The organism is Novipirellula rosea, from assembly GCF_039541335.1.
Taxonomy (GTDB): domain Bacteria; phylum Planctomycetota; class Planctomycetia; order Pirellulales; family Pirellulaceae; genus Novipirellula; species Novipirellula rosea.
In genome coordinates, this window is the sequence record NZ_BAABGA010000082.1 from 139,001 (window position 1) to 160,896 (window position 21,896).

18 protein-coding genes are annotated in these 21,896 nt (G+C 55.3%); 12 read left to right on the forward strand and 6 right to left on the reverse strand.

The window, feature by feature from the left end:
• The first annotated feature begins 41 nt into the window (after positions 1-41).
• The 4 genes from arfB to ABD971_RS27535 all read left to right on the forward strand — a co-directional run bounded on the left by arfB (position 42) and on the right by ABD971_RS27535 (position 3,710).
• Positions 42-470, forward strand: coding sequence for an alternative ribosome rescue aminoacyl-tRNA hydrolase ArfB (gene arfB, locus ABD971_RS27520; protein WP_339937383.1), 429 nt, complete (start codon positions 42-44; stop codon positions 468-470).
• A 280-nt stretch (positions 471-750) separates the two neighbouring features.
• The gene (locus ABD971_RS27525; protein WP_339937385.1) at positions 751-1,485 is read left to right on the forward strand and encodes a UvrB/UvrC motif-containing protein; all 735 of its coding nucleotides are present in this window, start codon (positions 751-753) and stop codon (positions 1,483-1,485) included.
• A gap of 21 nt (positions 1,486-1,506) precedes the next feature.
• Positions 1,507-2,988 carry an ATP-binding protein gene (locus ABD971_RS27530; protein ID WP_345326993.1) on the forward strand — a complete coding sequence of 494 codons (1,482 nt, stop codon included), beginning with the start codon at positions 1,507-1,509 and terminating at the stop codon, positions 2,986-2,988.
• Between the two features lie 92 nt (positions 2,989-3,080).
• Positions 3,081-3,710, forward strand: coding sequence for a response regulator transcription factor (locus tag ABD971_RS27535; RefSeq protein ID WP_339937389.1), 630 nt, complete (start codon positions 3,081-3,083; stop codon positions 3,708-3,710).
• 59 nt (positions 3,711-3,769) lie between these two features.
• Here ABD971_RS27535 and ABD971_RS27540 read toward each other — a convergent pair whose 3' ends face one another.
• The 3 genes from ABD971_RS27540 to ABD971_RS27550 form a co-directional block, all read right to left on the reverse strand.
• Positions 3,770-5,353, reverse strand: coding sequence for an ATP-binding protein (locus tag ABD971_RS27540; RefSeq protein WP_339937390.1), 1,584 nt, complete (start codon positions 5,351-5,353; stop codon positions 3,770-3,772).
• A gap of 325 nt (positions 5,354-5,678) precedes the next feature.
• Positions 5,679-6,773: an L-threonylcarbamoyladenylate synthase gene (locus tag ABD971_RS27545; protein ID WP_345326994.1), complete on the reverse strand. Its 1,095-nt coding sequence runs from the start codon at positions 6,771-6,773 to the stop codon at positions 5,679-5,681.
• Between the two features lie 40 nt (positions 6,774-6,813).
• Positions 6,814-7,947, reverse strand: a complete 1,134-nt coding sequence (locus ABD971_RS27550) for an NHL domain-containing protein (RefSeq protein WP_345326995.1) — start codon at positions 7,945-7,947, stop codon at positions 6,814-6,816.
• Positions 7,948-8,391: 444 nt separating this feature from the next.
• Here ABD971_RS27550 and ABD971_RS27555 point away from each other — a divergent pair, with 444 nt between their 5' ends.
• Positions 8,392-8,568: a hypothetical protein gene (locus tag ABD971_RS27555; RefSeq protein WP_339937398.1), complete on the forward strand. Its 177-nt coding sequence runs from the start codon at positions 8,392-8,394 to the stop codon at positions 8,566-8,568.
• Between the two features lie 22 nt (positions 8,569-8,590).
• Here ABD971_RS27555 and ABD971_RS27560 read toward each other — a convergent pair whose 3' ends face one another.
• Positions 8,591-9,703, reverse strand: coding sequence for a pyridoxal phosphate-dependent aminotransferase (locus ABD971_RS27560; protein ID WP_345326996.1), 1,113 nt, complete (start codon positions 9,701-9,703; stop codon positions 8,591-8,593).
• A gap of 155 nt (positions 9,704-9,858) precedes the next feature.
• Here ABD971_RS27560 and ABD971_RS27565 point away from each other — a divergent pair, with 155 nt between their 5' ends.
• The 5 genes from ABD971_RS27565 (at position 9,859) to ABD971_RS27585 (ending at position 18,017) form a co-directional block, all read left to right on the forward strand.
• A complete protein-coding gene (locus ABD971_RS27565) occupies positions 9,859-10,455 on the forward strand; it encodes a DUF4416 family protein (RefSeq protein ID WP_345326997.1) in 597 nt (198 codons plus the stop codon).
• Positions 10,456-10,879: 424 nt separating this feature from the next.
• Positions 10,880-11,422, forward strand: coding sequence for a sigma-70 family RNA polymerase sigma factor (locus ABD971_RS27570; RefSeq protein WP_345326998.1), 543 nt, complete (start codon positions 10,880-10,882; stop codon positions 11,420-11,422).
• Entirely contained in the window at positions 11,419-13,143 is a 1,725-nt protein-coding gene (locus ABD971_RS27575) for a FecR domain-containing protein (RefSeq protein ID WP_345326999.1), read from the forward strand. Before ABD971_RS27570 ends, ABD971_RS27575 begins: the two co-directional genes overlap by 4 nt.
• Positions 13,144-13,175: 32 nt before the next feature.
• The gene (locus ABD971_RS27580) at positions 13,176-16,421 is read left to right on the forward strand and encodes a PSD1 and planctomycete cytochrome C domain-containing protein (RefSeq protein ID WP_345327000.1); all 3,246 of its coding nucleotides are present in this window, start codon (positions 13,176-13,178) and stop codon (positions 16,419-16,421) included.
• Between the two features lie 93 nt (positions 16,422-16,514).
• A complete protein-coding gene (locus ABD971_RS27585; RefSeq protein WP_345327001.1) occupies positions 16,515-18,017 on the forward strand; it encodes a DUF1501 domain-containing protein in 1,503 nt (500 codons plus the stop codon).
• A 127-nt stretch (positions 18,018-18,144) separates the two neighbouring features.
• Here the strand turns inward: ABD971_RS27585 and ABD971_RS27590 are convergent, their stop codons facing one another.
• Positions 18,145-18,783, reverse strand: a complete 639-nt coding sequence (locus tag ABD971_RS27590) for a PDZ domain-containing protein (RefSeq protein ID WP_345327002.1) — start codon at positions 18,781-18,783, stop codon at positions 18,145-18,147.
• A gap of 52 nt (positions 18,784-18,835) precedes the next feature.
• On the reverse strand, positions 18,836-19,081 hold the full coding sequence (locus ABD971_RS27595; RefSeq protein ID WP_345327003.1) for an acetyltransferase: 246 nt from the start codon (positions 19,079-19,081) through the stop codon (positions 18,836-18,838).
• Between the two features lie 263 nt (positions 19,082-19,344).
• On the opposite strand from ABD971_RS27595, the gene ABD971_RS27600 reads away from it, so the two are divergent.
• Positions 19,345-21,246 (forward strand): transketolase, encoded by a 1,902-nt coding sequence (locus tag ABD971_RS27600; RefSeq protein WP_345327004.1) that lies wholly within the window; start codon positions 19,345-19,347, stop codon positions 21,244-21,246.
• A 36-nt stretch (positions 21,247-21,282) separates the two neighbouring features.
• Positions 21,283-21,852 (forward strand): DUF488 domain-containing protein, encoded by a 570-nt coding sequence (locus tag ABD971_RS27605; protein WP_345327005.1) that lies wholly within the window; start codon positions 21,283-21,285, stop codon positions 21,850-21,852.
• Positions 21,853-21,896: the final 44 nt, after the last annotated feature.

Below are 21,896 nucleotides of genomic sequence, written 5' to 3' on the forward strand. Positions count from 1 at the left end.
TCGACGCGACTTCGTCACGGCCTACAATCTAACGCAGAACCATGAATGATTTATTTGTAAACACACGGCTTTCGATCCCGGCGGGGGATCTGAATTTCACGGCGGCGCGTAGTAGCGGCCCTGGGGGCCAGAACGTCAACAAAGTCAATTCGAAAGTGACATTGCGGTGGTCGCTGGCGGATTGCCGCGGTTTTGATCCGGGGTGGCGACGGCGATTTGTCAATCGCTACCAAAACCGCATCACCCGCGATGGTGAATTGCTGGTACATAGCGAGCGGTATCGTGACCAGGCTCGCAACCTCGCCGACGCACGCACCAAATTGGCCGAGATGCTATTGGAATGCCAAGCTCCCCCCACCCCTCGCAAGGCGACCAAACCAACCCGTGGCAGCCAGCGGCGACGGCTCGATAAAAAGCGGCAAAACTCGCAGAAAAAGCATAATCGCCGCGGTCCTCGCATCGACGACTAAGCCGCGGAACGGGTCGTGGATCCCCATTTCACTGGGGCACCTGCTCTGGAAGGCACCAGCGGCAGAGAATTCGTCTGCTAGCAGTGGAGAAGAAGTCTGTTGGCAGTGAAGAAGGAACGCTCGTGCACAAGCCTCCGCAGGCGGCAAATTCAGGCCCAGCGGGCGGCAAACCGATGCGTGGTAAAATGTCAACAATGCTTCACCGAGCTTGGCTGGCTGTTATACTCAAGACTCGGCGCTGAAACAGCCGGTTTTCTTCCTTATTGAACAGAACGGATTGATGAAGCGAGCGATTCACTTTGATGAACTACTTTCCAAATGGGAATTCGACCCTGGAAATCTGAATGTCCGTTTAGTCAAAGGCAAAGACGGACGCGATGTCATCCAAATGCGGATCGACATGGGAATGCTTCAGCTCGAAACCACCGGCCGGCCCGACGGAGCGGTCTATGAGGAAAGTGAAACCTATCTCGAGCATCTGCAACACATCCGGCTGGAAGACCCCGAGCACAAGTTAAACGAGAGTGAATGCAACGAAGTCGATCGCGAGTTCATGCAGTTCTATCACCGCCGCATTTGTTGGTTGCGACTGCAGTACTATCACCGTGCCGTGATGGATGCCGATCACACACTGCGGTTGATGGACCTGAGTAGTGAAATGAGTCCTGACGAAGAATGGGGGGCGGCGCATGAACAGTACCGTCCCTTCGTTTTATTTCACCGCACGCAGGCACACGCGTTGGGCGAGCTCGAAGACCACACCGCCGAAGAAGCGATCCAAGCCATCAACCAGGGGCTTGACGTGATCCACCAATTTTTTGTCAAGCACGAAGCCGAAGATCACTACGAAGACGATGAATTGGTCGTCCGTTTGATCGAGATGCGAGAATCATTGCGGAACGAATACTCGGTCGGCAAAACGTTGAAAGAGCAGTTGGCGGCGGCGGTCGAACAAGAGCAGTACGAATTGGCCGCAAAACTTCGCGATGAACTGACCCGTCGCGAAGCGAACTAAGGAAAAAGGATCGCACGAATCGTGCCTGCTGCTCGCGACCCCATTCCGATTCCTTTAATCGCTCCGGCACGCCGTGGATCGTTCACGTGGTTGTTGCATTTACGATGGATGGCTGTCGCTGGTCAGTTGATCACGATCTTGGCTGCGGTATTTTTGGCCGATGTCAAACTTCCGTTTATCCCGCTGCTGGTTTTAGTGGCGATCACTGCGGTCACGAACCTGCTTTGTGTGGCGTGGCTGTATTACACCCAATCGGGCCGATCGACATCGGGGATTGTCATCCAGCCCCCCGCGTCCGCGGAGAACCCGACAACGGACCCGTTCGCGGCCGAAGACGACCCGACGCTGTTACAGTCGATTGCACTCGCACTGATGCTGCTCGATTTGGTGACCTTGACGCTGATGCTCTATTTCAGCGGCGGCGCCGACAATCCGTTTAGCTTCTTTTACTTTGTTAACCTGGCGGTGGGGGGAGTGATGATTCGGCCACGCCCGGCATGGTCGATGACGGCGTTTGCGATCATCGGATACATGATCTTGCTGCGGTTCAATGTCCCGGTCGAAGGCATCACCATTCGCCAACCGGCCACCGATTTTAATCTCCACACCGGCGGTCTGCTGTTTGCCTTTTCGACATGTGCGACTGTGGTCACGTATTACGTCACGCGCACCGCCGGTGAACTGCAAAATCGCGAGCGTGAACTGCGGCGTGCCCAGGCCGCGCATGCGGCAAGCCATCGGCTCGAAGGACTCACCACCCTGGCGGCCGGTGCCGCGCACGAATTGGCCACACCGCTTTCGACCATCGATGTGATTGTCCGCGAATTGTCGCGTCATCTCGAAGATTGCGAAAAACCACAATCGGTCGACACGGATTTGCAATTGATTGACGGACAACTTGAAATGTGCCGTCAAATCCTGGCTCGTATGCGTTCGGCCGCCGGCGACGCGATGGCTCATCGTTGGGACCAAACCACGGTCGGCGACCTGATCGATGCCACCCTTGAAGGCATTCGCGATCCGCATCGCGTCGACGTGGACGACGGCAGCGACCGCGTCGAAAACCAAGAGCTATGGGTGCCACGCGAAGCGGTCGCCCAAGCGATCCGTAATTTGATTCACAACGGACTCGATGCGAGCGGCTGTGATGGCCGCGTACGAGTCGAAGCCACACTCGACGACCAACACTTGCAACTGCTGGTACACGATAGCGGTAACGGGATGACCGGCGACGTGCTCGAGCGCGCAGGGGAACCGTTTTTCACCACCAAGGAACCAGGCCGGGGAATCGGCTTGGGACTGTTCCTTACTCGCAATGTGATTTCACAATTGGGTGGCGATCTCAATTTTGAATCCAGTCCAGGGCACGGGACGCGAGCGATCGTTCGTTTGCCGCTGCAACAAGACGACATTCGACTCCACCCCAACAGCATGAATGAATCGAATACGGCGAATCCCCTCAGCGGGGTGGACCCTAAGTTGTCGGATTCCAAAAGCGGATAGCGGTCCGCCGTTTTTGTCTTGCACGGTTCGTGATCACCCCAGTTTGTGCTACGATAGGATGCGAAGCGGATCCACCGTGAAAGTTAAATCCAATGATTGACCCCACAAGCGAAACACCCCCTGTCTATAACGCCGCCACCGTAGGTGCCGACAGCATCCTGTTGGTCGACGACACATTGGTCTTGCGAGAGCGTCTATCGCTGGCGATGCAGCAGCGAGGTTTTCGCGTCGAGATGGCCGCGGATTTCGATCAAGCGGTGGAGGTATTCAGCCAACGCCCGACCGATTTGGCGGTGCTGGATTTGCGAATGCCAGGCAAAAGTGGATTGGAACTGCTGCGAAAATTGTTGCAGATGAAACCGAGCACCCGCGTCATTTTGCTGTCGGGTTTCGGCAGTATCCCCGCGTCGATTGATGCGGTGCGAGCCGGTGCGGTGAACTTCTTGAGCAAACCTGCCGATGCCGACGATATCTTGTCGGCCTTTGTCCGCGGCGTCGAACCGAGCGTGCCCGATGGCGCGACCGCCTTTCCTGCTCCCTCGCTTGCCCGCAACGAGTGGGAACATATCCACCGGGTGTTGTCCGAATGTGGCAACAACATCAGCGAAGCGGCACGGCGATTGGGAATCCATCGCCGCTCGCTACAACGCAAACTTCGCAAACGAGCTCCCGAAGATCCGGCGATTCCCGACGTCGAAGACGAAGCGGATGACGACGAGTAAGACTCGGGTGGGCGAGTAGGCGGGCGCGTGCGTGGGCGAGCGCGTGGACGGGCGACAGCCTAAGTCATGACCGAGAAGTAATTGTCGACGGCAAAATCGAAGTACTCGTTCTTTAGCTCGACTTTCAAGTCGTTGTAGAGACAGAAATTTCGCACCTGCAGCAACAAGTCACGCGGTTGGCAATTTCGAAACGGGCGATTGACGGGCAGATAGTGCGTCTTGATCAAGTAGTCGATCGCCTCGGCGTTGTAAGGGATCTTGGTGATCTTGCACATGATCTCGAACAGTTTGCGGAAATCCGCTTCGGGCGGATTGGGCACTTCAATCTTGTAGGGGATACGACGCAAGAACGCGTCATCCACCAAATCTTTGGGTTCGAGGTTGGTACTAAAAATGACCAACTGATCAAACGGCACCTGAATCTTTTTGCCGTTGGCCATGTTCAGAAAGTCATAGCGTTTTTCCAGCGGAATGATCCAGCGATTCAAGAGTTGATCGACGCTCATCTTTTGACGCCCAAAGTCATCGATCACCAACGTGCCACAATTGCTCTTCAATTGCAGCGGCGACTCGGAGATGTTGCTCTCGGGATTGAACTGGACCTCTAACATGTCCAGCGTCAGTTCCCCCCCCGCGACGATTGTAGGCCGTTTGATTCGCACCCACCGTTTGTCGAAACCGCCAATATCAAGGATCCCGCTACCAGCTTCGGGCATCGCGATTTCGTGGTTCATCGGGTCGTAGACCCGCATCACCGCGCCATCAATTTCAACTGCACGTGGAATCCACAAGTACTTTCCAAACGCTCCGGTGACACGCTCGGCAATCGAGGTTTTACCATTTCCGGGGAAGCCAAACAAAAACATCCCGCGTCCGCTGGCCACTGCGGGACCTAACCGGATCAGCATTTGAGGGTTGATTAACAGATCGCTAAACGCACGTTCGAGGTCGACCTTTTTGGGAAACTGGCCTTCAATCGTCTGCTTTTTGACGCTGTTGACGTAGTCGGTCAAACTGACCGGACACGCACCGTAATATGTACAATCCTGTTGCATCAAGCGTGCGATTTCACGCCCTGATTCGGTCAAGACGTAGACATAGTCATTCGTCGACGTCGAACTTTTGTAGGCGACGCGTTGGTCGGATTTCAAACGATTTAAAATCGGCTCGACCATGCGAAATGGCAACTTGACCTGATCGGCCACCTTGCGACCGGCGCATTCACCAATGTTTCTCAGAAAACGATAGATGATGGCTTCGAGCAGCGTTTCATTGATGCGAGATTCGTAGGCATCTTGAGGCTCGGCTGGCCGCCAGGGCTCGTCACGCGACGGCTTGAACCCGAGTAACGCAGGGGCTTGCGTACGCACTTGAGCATTTGCGGATTGCGGCGACGGCGGTGCGGGTGCTGCCGGAGTCGCGGGATTGCGCGGTGGATTGACCGCCCCCGAAACCGCCGCAGCCCCGCCTGCGTTTGGCGGCGGTGCCGCTGCGGGACGCGGCGTCTGCTTCGGTCGCGGCTGCTCCTCAGCTCGCGGCTTTGCCCCATCACTACTGAGCGAATGAATACGTGACAGCAGGGCGTCTAATTGATCTTCGGCGGCACTCTGCTTCGTATCACTGGACGGTTTCGCGGGATTCATTGAGCAATTCTTTGAAAACTTTGGACCAATTTGGTTCGCCCCTTATCAATATCGCGTGACGCACACGAATCACTGATTTTCGTTATCGGCTCGCGATGAATACAATCCGCGATCACGCCAGAAACAAACGGATGAACCCCCTGTCCGTGGCACGTCGTTTTTTCCGACTCATCATTGCAATCGTTACAACCTAACCATCACGACGAGTCCACGGCGGTAGCGAGCGATAATCGCGTAAACGGTGAGTACTTTTTGGGCGTGACGATGCTGCAGATCGGCACCGCAAGAGTGTCCGCAGTACAAGAGACGCTGCACGGACAGCGATTTACTTGGAATGGGTCGCGGCGGCTCGATGGATGCGGTCCATGATCGCCATGCCGATACCGACCGGTTCGCAGCAATCGATCACGATCAAATCGAGCTCGGCGTGGTCCAAACGCCGCAGTGCCGCAAACAATCCTTTGGCCACCTCGTGAAGATCGCCGGAATCGCTTAACGTTTCCACCGCCGCATAACATGCCGCTTCTTGGACGGACAACGGCTTGAACGCGATGCGGCCGGCCCTCGCCGGCAACGACATAGGGCGCGCCGTGTCGTATAACATCAGCGGGGTCGTGGGCGAATAATGCTCCTTCATCATCCCCGGAGCCAGCATTGCAGCGGTTCCGTCCGCGGTCACTCCGGCTTCGGCCGCCGATTCAGCGACGGCGTCTGTTAACGGGGTTCCTGTCAAATGCAGCCCTGGCAATTGTTCCCCAGTTAATTGGGGCACGGTGATGCCGAACCGTTCCGCCAGCGTTTCCGCAGCGACTCCGCCCGGCCGCAGCAACCGTGGCCCCTCGGGCCGGAGTGCAACGATCGTGGACTCGACTCCAAAATCACAGTCGCCTCCATCAATCACCATCTCGATAAACTGGTGAATCCCTGGCTGGTCCATCGCACCGTCACAATGCTCGGCCATGGTGGGGCTGACGTAATTCGAACGGTTCGCACTGGGCGCCGCAATCGGAAACGGACAACGCCTCAGGAGCCGCAGTGCAACCGGATGCGACGGAATCCGAACCGCCACCGTATCACGCCCCGCCGTGACCACATCAGAGATGCGATTCGATCGGGGCAGTACCACGGTCAGCGGTCCTGGCCACAAATCAACGACACAATCGAGTTGTCGCTGCAGCTCGGGGGCCAGCGGCATCATGACCGCTCGATCCATTTGATCGATCGCAGCAATATGCACAATCAACGGATTGGTTGCAGGCCGCTGCTTGGCAGCAAATATCTTTGCCACCGCGTCGCGGTCCCACGCGTTTGCCGCCAATCCATAAACCGTCTCGGTCGGAATCGCAATCAGCTTTCCAGCGGCCAACAGGGCAGCGGCGCGATCAAGCACTTCATCAGCAGGAGGTTGAATTAAAGTCATCAGGCCGAAGGGGTGAAAACCGAGGTAGCGTGGCAAACGTTTAAGGATTTCCGTGAACGACTTGATGATTCTCGGAATCGCCAAGCAAGTAACCAAATCCATTTGCGTAGGCAATGCCGTGAGGACGTTTTAGTTTCAACGCCCCTTTGCCCAAAACTGTCTCGACCGTATTGGCATCGATGTCGATTCGCCGAATCAAATGATTCTCGGTATCCACGACAAGCAATCTGCCCTGATCGTCCATCACTAATCCTTTGGGACCATTAAAGGTGGCTTCGGTTGCAGGCCCTCCGTCGCCTGAATTTCCTTTTTTCCCGCTTCCCGCCACATGATGAATCCGACCACTTTCGCGATCGATCCGCCAAATACTGTTCCCTTCACGCAAGGCGATCCAAATCGATTGAGCGTCGATCGCCAGCGATCGGGGACCAAACAACGTTGCTTGGCGGGCCAACGCTCCGTCGGTCGGCAATTTACCGGCTCCGGTCCCAGCGATGGTTTCGATCAATCCGGTGCGGAGATCAAGTCGCCGGATCCGATGATTGTGAGTATCCGCAATCAAGACCCCATCGTCGCCATCCAAGACGACGCTATGAGGATGTTTTAAACGAGCTTGGGTTGCCGGTCCGCCATCACCGGAAAACCCTTCGACGCCATCTCCTGCAATCGTCGTCACGATGTTGGTCTTTGCGTCGATCCGGCGAATCACATGGTTGCGAGTATCGGCGACAATGAGATTCCCAACGCCATCGACTCGAACTTCGTGAGGCCAATTGAAACGGGCTTCCAACGCCGAACCACCGTCTCCGCTGTAACCTTTCTCGCCACACCCGGCCACTCGCACAAGAGTCGTTTCGTCGTTCTGGCCGCTTTGGCTTGCATTGGCATCGCTGTCGATCGATCCCAGCCAAATGCAATGGTCATCGACGGTGGTCACCCACACCTTGTCCTTGACGATCTCGATCCCAAACGGATTGCCCAGCAAGGTGGCTGTGGATGGACGTGGGGTTGGTGGGTTAGCGTACCGTACGCTCGGTTGCGGGGAGACTCCGGTCCCTGCCCACACGCGAGGTAAATCGGTGTCTGGTGATTGGCCGAGCGCGGACTGCGTCACCGACGTCAACCAACAATTGGTGGATACGGCGACGATTGCAAGTAAACAATGAAATTTCATGGTTGCCAAGGTTTCAGAGGACGGAAGAATGAACGTGACTGCGGATATCCGAAAAACGCCCGACTCAATCTAATCCCCCCGCAATCAATAAAACAGGAGAGCACGGGGATGTCCAACCCGCCACCGCAGATTGCAACAAACCGAACGCCTTCCCGGGGGGGTTCCAATAGCATCACTAGTCACTGTTCCTACAATCTCGCCATGATCGTCGCTGTCCTTCGATTTTGAAAAAAAGATTTTTTGCTCGAAGAACGTTGCGGTTTGCTCGCTCAGAATACGCATTTATTTCTAACAGCGACTACGTGCCGGACTCCTTCTGCTCGACCCGTATGCGAAATATTTTGACTCACGTTCTGTTTTTTATGGCACTTTAGGGATCGGTCTCCAATCGAATCCTATCCGCTGCAAAAACAACTTAGCCCTCACCTTCACTGGCGAATCATAATGCAATCAATCACAGCAACAAAATCACCGCAAACGGAAACGGAACCGCAGTGTCAGGAGACCTCCTCGCAAGCGAGCAAAGATCTTGACTGTGTCATTGCGTCGATTTGCCGTGACGCTCGTTACCAATCACGCTTGTACGTGATGCGTTGCAATACCGGACTTGATGGTGAATAAACGCTAACCGTGCTCGCGAGCCTTAGACCGAGGCTCCCGCCATGGACCTCAAAATATCGACCCCTCGTTTTAGCTGTTCGTCGCTTGCGGCAAAGCTAATCCGAAAATGCGTGTCCCGGGCGCTAAAAATATTGCCTGGGATAATCAGAAGCCCCCGCTCTATTGCTTGTTCCACAAACTTCGCTCCGCTTTCGATCGGAGCTTTGGGGAACATATAAAACGCCCCCCCTGGCTTTGCGATTTCGTAGCAATCCGACAGCGCATCAAAGACCAGATCGCGTTTGCGTTTGTAGTCTTGGATATGGCCACCGAGATTTACTTCCATCGCCCGTAGCGCCCCCCATTGAGCCGGTTGCGGGGCGCAGACAAATGTATACTGCTGAATTTTCAGCATCGTGCGAATGATTTCACTGGGGCCGTGAACGTATCCCACCCGCCAACCGGTCATCGCGTGGCTCTTGCTGAATCCATCGATCACAATGGTTTGATCGTTAAAGGAAGCGGGGGACGCGAATTCACCATCATAGAAAAATTGGCTGTAAATTTCGTCCGACAACAACGCGATGTTCTTCTCTGCGGCCAATTCGGCGACCGCTTTCAGCTCCGCTTCGCTGGCCGTCACCCCGGTCGGATTGGCGGGGCTATTGAGCAGGATCATTTTCGTCCGCGGCGTGATCGCGGCCGCGATTTTCTCAACATCCAAGCGAAAATCGGGATAGGAGTCGACTGGCACCGGCACCCCGCCGCACATCTTTAATAACGCGGGATACATCACAAAGAACGGGTCCAGAAAGATCACCTCGTCCCCCGGATTGACCATCGTCAAAATCGACAGCATCAATCCCCCGCTGGTTCCGCTACTGATGAAGACATCGCGATCTTCGTGAGGATATTTTTCGGCGATTTCTTGCCGTAACGCTTCTCGCAGCGGTGCAATCCCCTGGGTCGGCGAGTAGGCGTTTTTACCGCCACGAATGGCCTCGATCGCTGCATCCTGAACCGCTTCGGGAACGTCAAAATCGGGTTGACCAATCGATAGATTGACGGGATCCTTCAGCTTCGCGGCCAAATCAAAAACCTTACGAATTCCGCTACTATCAAACGTGGTGGTACGGTCAGCGATCCAGGGATGCATGATGAAACTTAGTTAAAGACAAAGAAGAGGGACGCAATGCGGGCGAATCCAATTCGCAACCAGCCGCGAGCCGGTTCCCAAACCATGCCGGGCTCGTGCCCCCTAGATTACCCCAGCAATCCCCGAAACTAAATCCCGCAGAGTTTTGTAAAACAATGGCAGTGATCCAGTACGTTGAGCCGGTCGTCCGATTTTGTGCTGTCATCACGCGGCACGATGCGGTACGGGCTTGGGCCGTCCGCCGCTTGAACGAAACTTGGGGCGAAACCTTTGTGCAAACGCCGCAAATGCCGTTTGAAGCAGGCGGCTATTACACTCGCGAAATGGGTGGCGGGCTTGAAAAGACCATTGTCGGCTTTCGCGACTTTGCCGACCCGGCCGGACTGGCCGATTGGAAAACGCAAACCAACCTCTGGGAACTCGAGTGTGCCCAAGCGATTGCGACCGACGAACCCCGACCGCTGAACCTCGATCCGGGCTACGTGACACAAGCCAAATTGGTGCTGGCGACGACCAAAGACCGTGACCACCGCATTTACTTGCGCGACGGCATGTTTGCCGAAGTCACATTAACATATGTCCACCGCCAATGGGTTGACCACCGCTGGACCTATCCCGATTACCGCACCGATGACGTCAAGCAATTCGCGCAGCAGTGCCGAGAACATCTCCGCGAGCACCTCAAATCGATTCGCAAATTCCGAAATCGTCCCTCGAGCAAACAGGCCCCATCGAGCAAACAGGGCAACTGATGCCTGGACTCGTTTGAACGTTGCCCTCGCTGCGACCGGGCGAAGATCCCTGCTATGGAACGATAGTCTTGACGAGTTCCGCCACGGTCACTTCTCCCAAACGTAGGCGATTGCTGAAGAAGTTACCCGTTTTGGCGTTTACCTAGGTTGCTAAAACGTTGGTGTTGACGCCGGAGTTGGGCGTAAATTTTTCTTCCGGCCAATACTGCTGTGATTGCGAGGCTGAGGGGGGCGACCGAGCAAAGGCTGCACTCTATTGACTTCGGCACACCTCTATTGTGATACGCCAAAGGAGGCAGCATCGCTTTTCGAACTCTTTTGCATTTTTATCGGTAAGTCCACGATTTCCTGTACGAGAAATCTGTAGTGACACGCGTGCAAAACGCTCGAGTCTCTTTCGTCGAACCAACCACACGGCAGCGACATGCCCCCTGAATCCCGCCAAGTTGCCGACTACGAACACTTTCTCGAACACTTTTCGCGAGATCGTGACCGCTTGTTTGGATACATCTATGCGTTACTGCCGCACAAGGCTGACGCTGAGGACGTCTTTCAGCGAAGTAGTCTGTTGCTCTGGAAAAAGTTTTCCGATTACGACCCGTCGCGGCCCTTCCTGCCTTGGGCGTGCACAATCGCACATTACGAGGTCAAAAATTTCATCCGTTCGGTCCATCGTGATCGATTGCAGTTTGATGCCGACCTGATCGACAAGCTGGCGGAAACGCGAGGAGCATCCACAACAAAACCCGATCTCCGCCTCGAAGCGTTGCGACGTTGTTTGCAAGGCATTAAATCGGTCGAACGTGAACTGATTGAACTGATGTACCGTGGCGACACGACCGTGAAAGAGTTCGCCGAAGCAAGTGAATTGTCGGTGCAAACGTTGTACAACCGCATCAGTCTGACGCGACGCAAACTGCTGAACTGCGTCAAGCGACGCTTGGCCCAACAAGGGGCAGCGACATGAACGACTCGCATGACGAACTGCTCCAACTTTTGGACGAGCTGCTGAATCAAACGATCGACGCGGATCGACATTCACAACTGCAAGACATCCTCAAGTCCGATCCAGAGGCACGAGAGCAGTACCTCGAGTACCTCGACTTGCACTTTGATCTCGATCGCCTTCACCAATCCATCGGCGACCTGCCCCCTAATGCCGACAACCTCTCGAAGCTTGTCGAATCGACGCGGGGGGCCCCCAAAGAAGTCGCGAGCGATCCAGACAGTCTCGAATTAGTGGCAGCGCGAGCACGCTGGACTTGGTGGGCATCGTTGGCGGTTGCGATCGCATTGTGTGTTGGCGTTGCTCTCGTCGCCACGTCTCGGAATCCATCCGAGTCGTCTCGGCTTGTCGAACACAAAGAAGTTTCTCCGCAGTCCCGCATCGAAAATCGCTCGCATGTCCAGTTGACGCAAGCTTTGGCAACCAAGTTTTTTGGTGAAGCGACGCCACCACTCGGCAGTTTCGTTCCGCTGGGGCACGAATTTGCCTTGTCCAGCGGAATGGTAGAACTACAGTTCCCCGCCGGCGCCACCACCATCATCGAAGCTCCTGCCGTATTTGTCGTCACCGACGATGCTCGATTGGAATTGGCCAGTGGCAGTTGTTCGGTGCACGCTCCCGAAGGAGCCAAAGGATTCCGTGTCGACACTCCGCTTGGCAACATCATTGATCTCGGCACCCGGTTTGTCGTGGACGTGGACCAAACGGGTGACACCAAGGTCCAAGTGGTCGAAGGCGAAGCCGATCTGATTGCCAAACAGCAAACGGACGATGCATCACCGTCGGCGGCGACTCCCATCAATTTGCAGTGTGGACAGGCACGTCAGTTGTTAATCGGCGACCGTGTCGACATTTTGGAAATCCCGTTCGACGACGCAGCCTATCGCGACCAAATCCCTGATCGCATCGTTCGCTTTGACGCCAGCCGAGACGAGCAAGGGAATGCAAAAGAATTGCAATCCGTTACGGTCCAGCGAGGCGGGATCGAGCACGAATACCAAGTGGATGAGCTGATTGGTTTTGACATGATTCATTTCCAAGGCGGCTCGGATGCAAACATCATCACAGCGGAACAACAGCGAGATCCGATCGACACCACACACAGCAAACAACTTCGATCACGTTACACCGACCGCGACCGCCACCTTTGCAGCGGATTGATCAACCCCGGCGGAAGCAACACGCCGCTTAGTGTGAATCCAGTCTTTGGCGACGAAGCCGATGGCGCTAGAAGCACGCCGGGGTTTGCAATTCGCTTTCAAAAACCGGTCATCAATTCAGCCGGCCCCGATGTGGTCTTCTTTGAATTACAAGTGATCATCCATCCCGAGCAAGGGGATGCGTTTCACGTCAGCCCGTTGCAATTCACCGACGGCCTCCGCACCCATACGATCGAGTCTTACGACATCGACCTCGCCTCGCCCGAGTCCAAATTCCTGACTCCCTTTCGGCTGTATCGATTTAGCGAAACACCGACCTCGCTGGGCATGCTCAATCGCTTGCCGCACGCCGGAGGCACCATTCACTCGGTACGGGCCAAAGTGATCGCGGTCGGCATCGACCTCAGCGATCTCGGTTACGCCGCCGGCGCCGAAGTCAACGGCTTGTTCTTTCAAGATGTCCAAGACGATGAAAACCGGATCGATCCCGTCTTCATCGGTGGTCTTCCTCCGACTCCATGACCTTCCCCTCCTCTCTCTCTCATTTCTCACCTATGTCTCAACCTCACACTTTCTGGCCCCTACGACTGCTGGTTCGACTGCTGGTTCGACTGCTGGTTTTGTCGACGTTGATCGTGTGTCCGTTGGCAGTGGCCGATGAGCCGATCACGAAATCGCAGATGCACTTTTTCGAAAACGAAGTGCGGCCGCTGTTGGCTGAAAATTGCTTTCGTTGTCATAACGAGGAGAAGCAGAAAGGCGATCTGCGGCTCGATTCGCTGGGCCACATGTTGCTCGGCGGCGAATCAGGGGCATCGTTGGTTCCGGGCAAACCATACGAAAGTTTGTTGATCGAAGCGGTCCGCTACGAATCGTTTGAAATGCCACCGGCGGGCCAACTCGAAGAGAAACAAATCGCCGTACTGGAGCGTTGGGTGGCGATGGGAGCCCCGTGGCCCGGCAGCAATCCCGATGCAGTCCTCCGCGAGCCTCGTGAATTCTTTAGCCAAGAGGACCGAAGTTGGTGGGCGTTCCAGCCCGTCGTAAAACCGGCGGTGCCCAAGCCGAATGGCGACGGATGGGCACGCAACGAGATTGATCATTTCATCTTTGCCCAACTGCAATCCCGTGGCCTTACTCCGGCCCCCGAAGCCGATCGCCATGCATTGGTGCGGCGTTTGTATTTCGACATCATTGGGCTGCCCCCGACGCCCGAACAAGTCGCGGCGTTCGTCAACGACACGGCGCCCGACGCGTATGAGCGACTGGTCGATTCGCTGCTGGATTCAAAAGGCTATGGCGAACATGCGGCACGGCAATGGTTGGATCTGGTTCGCTACGCTGATTCCGACGGCTATCGCGCCGACGGTTTTCGGCCCACCGCATGGCGTTATCGCGATTACGTGATCGAGTCCTTTAACGACGACAAACCGTACGACCGATTCACGCAAGAACAGATTGCGGCGGATGAAATGTTCCCAAACGATGTGGACGCTCGGGCGGCCCTTGGTTACCTGCGTCACTGGGTTTACGAATGGAACATTCGTGATGCGCCGGGGCAGTGGAAAACGATCCAAGAAGATCTGACCGATACGACCGCGGACGTCTTTATGGGACTGGGACTGCAGTGTGCAAAATGCCACAACCATAAATTCGACCCGCTGCTGCAAAAGGATTACTTTCGTTTGCAAGCGTTTTTTGCCCCCATCATGCCCACCGACATCACGTTGGCTAGCGATGAGGAGATTCAGTCCTACGAAGCGGAGCTGGAAATTTGGGAAGCGGCGACGGAATCGATCCGCAACCAGATCGTCAAGATCGAACAACCCTATCGCGACAAAGTCAAGAATCAGGCGATCGACCGTTTTCCCGAGGACATTCAAGCGATTGCCCGCAAACCGCCGGCGGATCGCTCGCCCGCCGAAGAACCGATGGTTTATTTGGTGCAGCGGCAAATCCAAGCCGAATACGACCGTTTGAACAACGTCATCAAAGCGGCCGACAAGGACCGCTTGGTCGAACTTCGCCGTCAACTCAAAGCACACGACAAATTGAAACCGAAGCCGCTGCCGACGGCCATGGGCGTGACCGACAATGGTGCGATTGCCCCACCAACGGTGCTCCCCAAACGACCAGACGAACCGATCGAACCTGGGTTCCCCACGATCATGCAAGAATCCGCAGCCGAGATCAAACACGATGCCGTGGTCACTACGACACCGACCACTGGCCGACGCACGACGCTTGCACTGTGGTTGACCGACCCCTCGAACCCCTTGTCGACTCGCGTGATCACAAACCGCGTTTGGCAAAGTCACTTTGGCCGCGGACTGGCGGAAAACACCAGCGATTTTGGCAAGCTCGGCAAACCACCGACGCATCCTCAATTGCTCGATTGGATGACCACGACCTTCATCGAAAGCGGCTGGAGTCTGAAAACGCTACATCGAATGATTTTGCTCTCGGCCACCTATCGCCAATCGACCGAACATCCTGACTTTGACGCCTGTCATACGATTGATCCGGGGAACGAATATTATTGGCGACGTGACACGCAGCGTCTGCAAGCCGAACAGATCCGCGATGCGTTGTTGACCGTGACGGGGGATTTGAAAGACCGCAGCGGTGGCGGCCCCGTGCTCGGCGATTCGCCTTATCGCAGTATCTTTGTTCGCAGCATGCGGAACTCGCCCGATGAACTGCTCAACAGTTTTGACTTGCCAATGTTTTTCTCGAGCAATTCGTCGCGAAACACCACGACCACGGCGGTTCAGTCGTTGATGATGATCAACAGCGATCGGGTGCTTGGGCATGCTCGAAAAATGGCAGCGAATCTTTCCGAGACGACAAGTGATCTCAGCACGCAGGTCGCCTTGGCGTGGCAGCGAGTGTACGGCCGCGAGCCGTCGCAGGACGAAATACTGCAATCGCTAACCTTCATTGATGCTCAAACCCAACAACTGCAATGTAAACGAAAAAATCAAGACGAAGGAAAAATCGAGACATCCAAGTTGCCCTACCGTGACGGGCAAGCGGTTCGCTTTATGGTCGACGATCCGTCACTGAAATTGGCGATTGCCCATGATGATGTGATGAATGTCGGCGACTTTACGATCGAGACGTTCTTTCAGTTGCGATCGATTGCCAACACCGGAACCGTTCGCACGATCGTGGGCAAATGGGACGGTGACAAGGGCGGGCCGGGATGGCGTTTCGGTGTCACTGGAATGGGGTCACGCCGTAAACCCCAAACCTTGGTGCTGCAAATGTTTGGCGAACTCAGCAGCGGTAAGTATGGCGAAGCGGCAATCTTTTCGGATCACCACATCGAGATGAATACGCCCTATTACGCTTCGGCAAGTTTTCAAACCGCCAAAGACGGCAAACCGGGCAGCGTGACGTTTTTCTTAAAAGATCTGTCCAACGATGACGAGCCATTATTGCCCGCTGTGATCGAGCACAACATGGCCGGAAATTTCTCTAATAAAGTGCCGTTCACGATTGGCAGCGTGAGCGGTCGCAACGCTCAAACTTTTGACGGATTGGTAGACGATATCCGCTTCGTTGGCCGCGGATTGGAGGTTGATGAGATCCTGTATACGGTCGAACGATCCGTCAGCGACACGATCGGTCATTGGCAATTTGAACTTGATCCGGGTGTGATGCAAAACAGTGCCAACGATCGTTTGCCGATTTCGGCACAAGGCGACTCGATCATTGCACTGTCGGCATCCGAAGCGGCATTGGTCGATTTCTGTCACGCGTTGCTCAATTCCAACGAGTTCCTTTACGTCCATTGACCCGTGGATCACTCCGCGGTCAAAACGTCTGTCCATCCCATCTTTCTCCCACCATTGACGACACTCCCTCCCCCGTCGTGCATTAGGAAAGTCATGTCCATCCCTAGACCAAACAACAATCGTCTCGCGACCATCGATTTGCCGCACTACGCACTTCCATCGAGTCGTCGCGAATTCCTAACGCAAAGTGGTGCTGGTTTTGGAGCCCTTGCATTGGCAGGGATGATGTCCGATGCGACTGCGGGGCCTGCGGCGGCAAGTATCGCGAACCGTGCGGACGCATCCGAGATCAACTTGAATCCACTCGCCGCCAAGTCGCCTCATTTCGCACCGACGGCAAAGCGAGTCATCTTTCTGTTTATGGAGGGTGGTCCGAGTCATCTGGACCTCTTTGATCCCAAACCGCTGCTGCAAAAATTAGCGGGCAAACCGATTCCGGCCAGCTTTGGTGAAGTGGTCACGGCGATGGGGGAGATGCGATCGCCGCTGCTGCCCACCAAACGCAAATGGAAACAACACGGCGAATCGGGAACCTGGGTTTCGGATTGGTTGCCCGAAACCGCCAAGTGCGTCGACGACATCGCCGTGATCCGGTCATGTTGGGCCAACGGCATCAATCATTCGGCGGGCGTTTGTCAGATGAACACCTGTTCGATCCTTAGTGGTCGTCCGTCGCTTGGCAGCTGGGTCAGCTACGGGCTTGGCAGCGTAAATGACAACCTGCCTGCCTTTGTTGTGATGCAGGACAACGGAGCCCAGATCGTCAATGGACCGCGCAGCTGGGGTTCGGGATTTATGCCCGCGGTCTATCAAGGCACACGGCTGAGCGAAGGCAAACAACCGATTCCCTACTTGAATCCACCTGAAGGGATGACCGACCTGCAGCAACGAGCCAAGCTGGCATTTTTGAATCAACTGAACCAGCGGTACGCAAACCAGCATCCCGAGCAATCCGAATTGGAAGCTCGCATCTCGAGCTACGAACTGGCGTTTCGCATGCAATCCGAAGCTCCCGATGTGATCGATCTCGCACGCGAGTCCGAAAAGACCAAGGTGATGTATGGGATCAACCAAAAGGAAACCGCATCCTATGGTCGGCTATGCTTGTTGGCTCGGCGGATGGCCGAACGTGGCGTCCGGTTCATCCAGCTGTACCATGGAGCGGGCAGCAAGTGGGATTCGCACTCGAACATCGAAGGCAACCACAGCAACATGTGCCGAGCGATGGACTTGCCGGTGGCCGCGCTGTTAAAGGACTTAAAACAGCGAGGCATGCTCGAGGAGACGCTGGTGGTTTGGGGCGGCGAGTTTGGCCGCACGCCGATGTCGGAAAAAGGCAACGGTCGCGATCACAATCCCAGCGGGTTCACGATGTGGATGGCCGGCGGCGGAGTCAAAGGAGGGCAAACGATTGGCGAGACGGACGACCTTGGGCTGCATGCAACCGTCGACCGATTGCATGTTCACGACCTGCACGCTTCGATCCTGCATTTGCTCGGACTTGGCAACCGGCAATTGACCTACATCCACAAAGGCCGCCCCGAAAGCCCCACAGTCAACGAAGGCGAATTCTTCCGCCGGCTTGTAACGGGTTAGCAACCAACCACGCTCTTGCGAGCGTAGCTACAAAATGCAATTGCCGTCATTTGCCGCCTCTAAATGCTTCACTGCGTTGCTTCACTGCGTTGCTGTTCAGCGCTGGATTCACCGCGGACAGCGATCCTTATTCGGGCAATGAAGGTTGTGGAAACGAAGAATCGTCAGTCGGACGCTCCGAGCGTTCTTGAATACGAAATCGTCGATCACCGTCCAACTGCACCTCGAGATTGATCAATTGATCGGTTCGCACATTCTGGACCAACAACGTGACATGCCCTCGGCGGCCAGCTTGACGATTCAATTCCGCACCAAGCGGGTACAGTCGATCTTGGATCCAGCCCACCTGGAAACCACTGACCGCGACGATGCGATCGCCACGCTCGAGCCCAACGCGGTGCGCCGCAGTGTTGGGAATGGTTCGGGTGACAACGACACCGGTGTCGGTGTTACGGGCGTACACACCTAGCTTCCAGTGATCCGATTGCGGCGGGACAACATGCGGCTGAACTCTTGTGTTCGCACGCGATTGGTTCGATTGCGGCATGCCTTCTTCGCTGCCCTGCTGTGGGTCGTCGGCTTCGCTTGAAATCTGCGATCGTGGAATGCCACCTTCGCGTTGGACCGCAGCGTCACGACCGCGTTCGCGATCCGGTGTGTCGAATTGTTGTGCCGTAACCTGCGATCCCCAAAACGTCAACGCGAGACACGCCAGAAGTGGAAGCGAGCCGTTTCGTACAAAAGTTTTGCGAGTACTTCTATTCATGCGAGTTCCTTTTGGATGTGATCATTGATGCCGTAGCGAGATGCCGTATAGATCAGGCATGTGATGGATGCGACGAATCGGTGGGCGTGTGATGGACTTGATAATCGGCATCGACCCAGCACTTGGGTAGAGATTCACCCGAGGGGAAAACCAAGTCGGTTTTGCGAAACATCTCCGCATCTTGCTCTTCCTCTCCCGCTTGACGACATCCCTTGACACTTTCTTCTAATGGGCTGGCCAGCATTTGAAGATCGTCGATACGAACGAGGTCATCCGACCTTTTTACTTTCATAAACATTTCAGTAGCTCCTTAGGAATTTTCTGCTTTTCCGGTGTCGTAGACGTCTGCGAGCGGTGCCGGGTTTGTTGCCATTAATGCTGCAACTCGCATTCCTATAAACCGCTGTCGCCCGAGATAGCGACGGCGCGACAATTGCTCGAAATTTATTCGCGAAGCAAGGCCGCGTATGGCCACACAATTCGGTCGCGGCGAGCCCGACAAACACCGCCGGCTGATGGCGTGGCGACCACGTTGACGACAAACCAACCAGGAGAAATTCCATGGCTGTTTCCTCACAATCGGTTTCCTCACAACCAAGTTCGCCGATCAAAGCGAAACAACTGCAACAACTCGCAACACAAATCCGCCGCTGGATCGTGCAATCCACTTCCGCAGCCGATTCGGGGCACCCGACTTCTTCGCTGTCCGCGGTGGAATTGATGACCGACCTCGTCTTTGCTGGCACCTTTCGCTACGACGTGGAAGATCCAGAGCATCCCGCCAACGATCGGCTGATTTTCTCTAAAGGACACGCCTCTCCGCTGTTCTACGCACTCTGGGCCGCAGCGGGTCAGGTGAGTGAAGAAGAACTGATGAGCTACCGCACGTTTGGTAGCAAACTGGAAGGCCATCCGACGGCTCGTTTTCGATTTACCGAAGCCGCCACCGGCTCGCTCGGTCAAGGATTGTCGATCGGCTTGGGAATGGCACTTGCCGCCAAGTATTTGGACCATCTGCCCTACCGCACATTTGTATTGCTCGGCGATAGCGAAATGGCCGAAGGGTCCCAGTGGGAAGCGATCCAATTGGCCTCCCATTACAAACTAGATAACTTGATTGGCATTCTGGACGTCAATCGACTCGGTCAACGCGGCGAAACGATGTACGGTTACGACTTGGAAGCGTACCAACAACGAATCGAGGCGTTTGGATGGAAATGTATCCTCGTTAGCGATGGCCATGATCATTCGCAAGTTCGCAATGCCTATGCCGATGCGTGCCAATCAACCGACCAACCCGTCATGATCATTGCTCGGACCATCAAAGGCAAAGGCGTCCCGTTCCTCGAGAACCAAGAAGGCTTTCACGGCAAACCGATCGACAAAGATCGTCTGGACGAAGCATTGTCCGACATTGGCGAGATCGCAGAACCCGTACAAGGCGAAATCGCCAAACCCGACGATGTGCAACTGAAGCCGCTGGAGTCAGACGAAGCGGAGCCGCCGGATTACAAAATCGGTGATGAATTGGCAACACGCGACGCCTATGGCAACGCGTTATGCCGCTTGGCGATGAAGTATCCTGCGTTGGTTGCACTGGACGGCGAAGTCTGCAATTCAACGCGTTCGAAACAATTTCGTGACGACTATCCCGACCGCTTCTTTGAAATGTTCATTGCTGAACAAAACATGGTGGGAGCGGCAACGGGATTGGCGCTACGAGGCAAATTGCCGTTTGTTTCCAGCTTTGCCGCGTTTCTGACCCGAGCGTTTGATCAAATTCGCATGTTGCCTTACAGCCAAGCCAACGTCAAATTTGTCGGCTCGCATTGTGGCGTTTCGATTGGTCAGGACGGGCCGTCGCAAATGGGGCTGGAAGACATCGCGATGTTCCGCACGATTCGCGACAGTGTGGTGCTGTATCCCTGTGATGCCGTATCGACCGAAGCCTTGGTCGAAGCGATGGCCAAGCACCGTGGTATCGCCTATCTAAGAACCACGCGAGGTGACACACCGGTAATCTATGACATCAACGAGAAATTTCCGATCGGCGGCAGTAAAGTGCTGCGTCAATCCGACGAGGATCAAGTAACGCTGATCGCGGCCGGCATCACACTACACGAAGCACTGCACGCGCACCAGCAACTGAAAGAACACGGGATTGCCACACGAGTGATCGATTTGTATTCCATCAAGCCGCTGGACCACGCCACGGTACGGCAAGCGGCCGACCAAACCAAAGTGATCTTTACGATCGAGGACCATGCGCCCGAAGGCGGACTCGGCGAAGCGGTGTTGACCAGTTTGTCGGACCACGCGACCGCCGTGAACTGTCTGGCCGTCCGCAAGCAACCGCTCAGCGGATCGCCGGAAAAACAGCTCGACCTGCAAGGCATCTCGGCCGACGCAATCGTCGACGCGGTGATGCGATTTGTCAAACATGACAGCGGTGCCTCTGACTAGCGGACGCCGCTCTGTTCAACTCGTGATAGGACCAAGATGGTGAAAGCCAACTCGATGGAAATATGGACGATCGGTCACTCCAACTTGCAGCTCGACGATTTTGTTGCACTGCTGCAACAGCACGACATCGAGCTAGTTGGCGACATTCGTCGATTTCCTGGCTCTCGAAAATTCCCGCACTTTGGCCAGGAACTTCTGTCCGAATCGCTTCAGTCGCAGGGAATCAACTATCGTTGGCTGGAAGGCCTCGGAGGTCGCCGCAGTCAACAAGACGCGACATCGCCATCGCCCAACGACGGACTACGAAACCAAAGTTTTCGAAATTACGCCGACTACATGCTGACCGAGACATTTCGAGAGGCGTTTGCGGAGCTCAAGCAAATTGCTGCAGCCAAACGAACCGCGATCATGTGCTCTGAAAGCGTTTTCTGGAGGTGCCACCGCCGACTCGTTAGCGACTACACGGTCACATCAGGAGGAACGGTACACCACATTTTCCCCGATGGCAAAACTCGCCCCCATGCCCTAACAAACGAAGCAGTGATCAAAAACTCCAGCGATTCCCCCCAAGTCATTTACCCCGGTGCCCCGACCCTTTTTGATTAAAAACGGGCTTGGACACGTTTTGACGCGATAGGGAACTTTCTAAA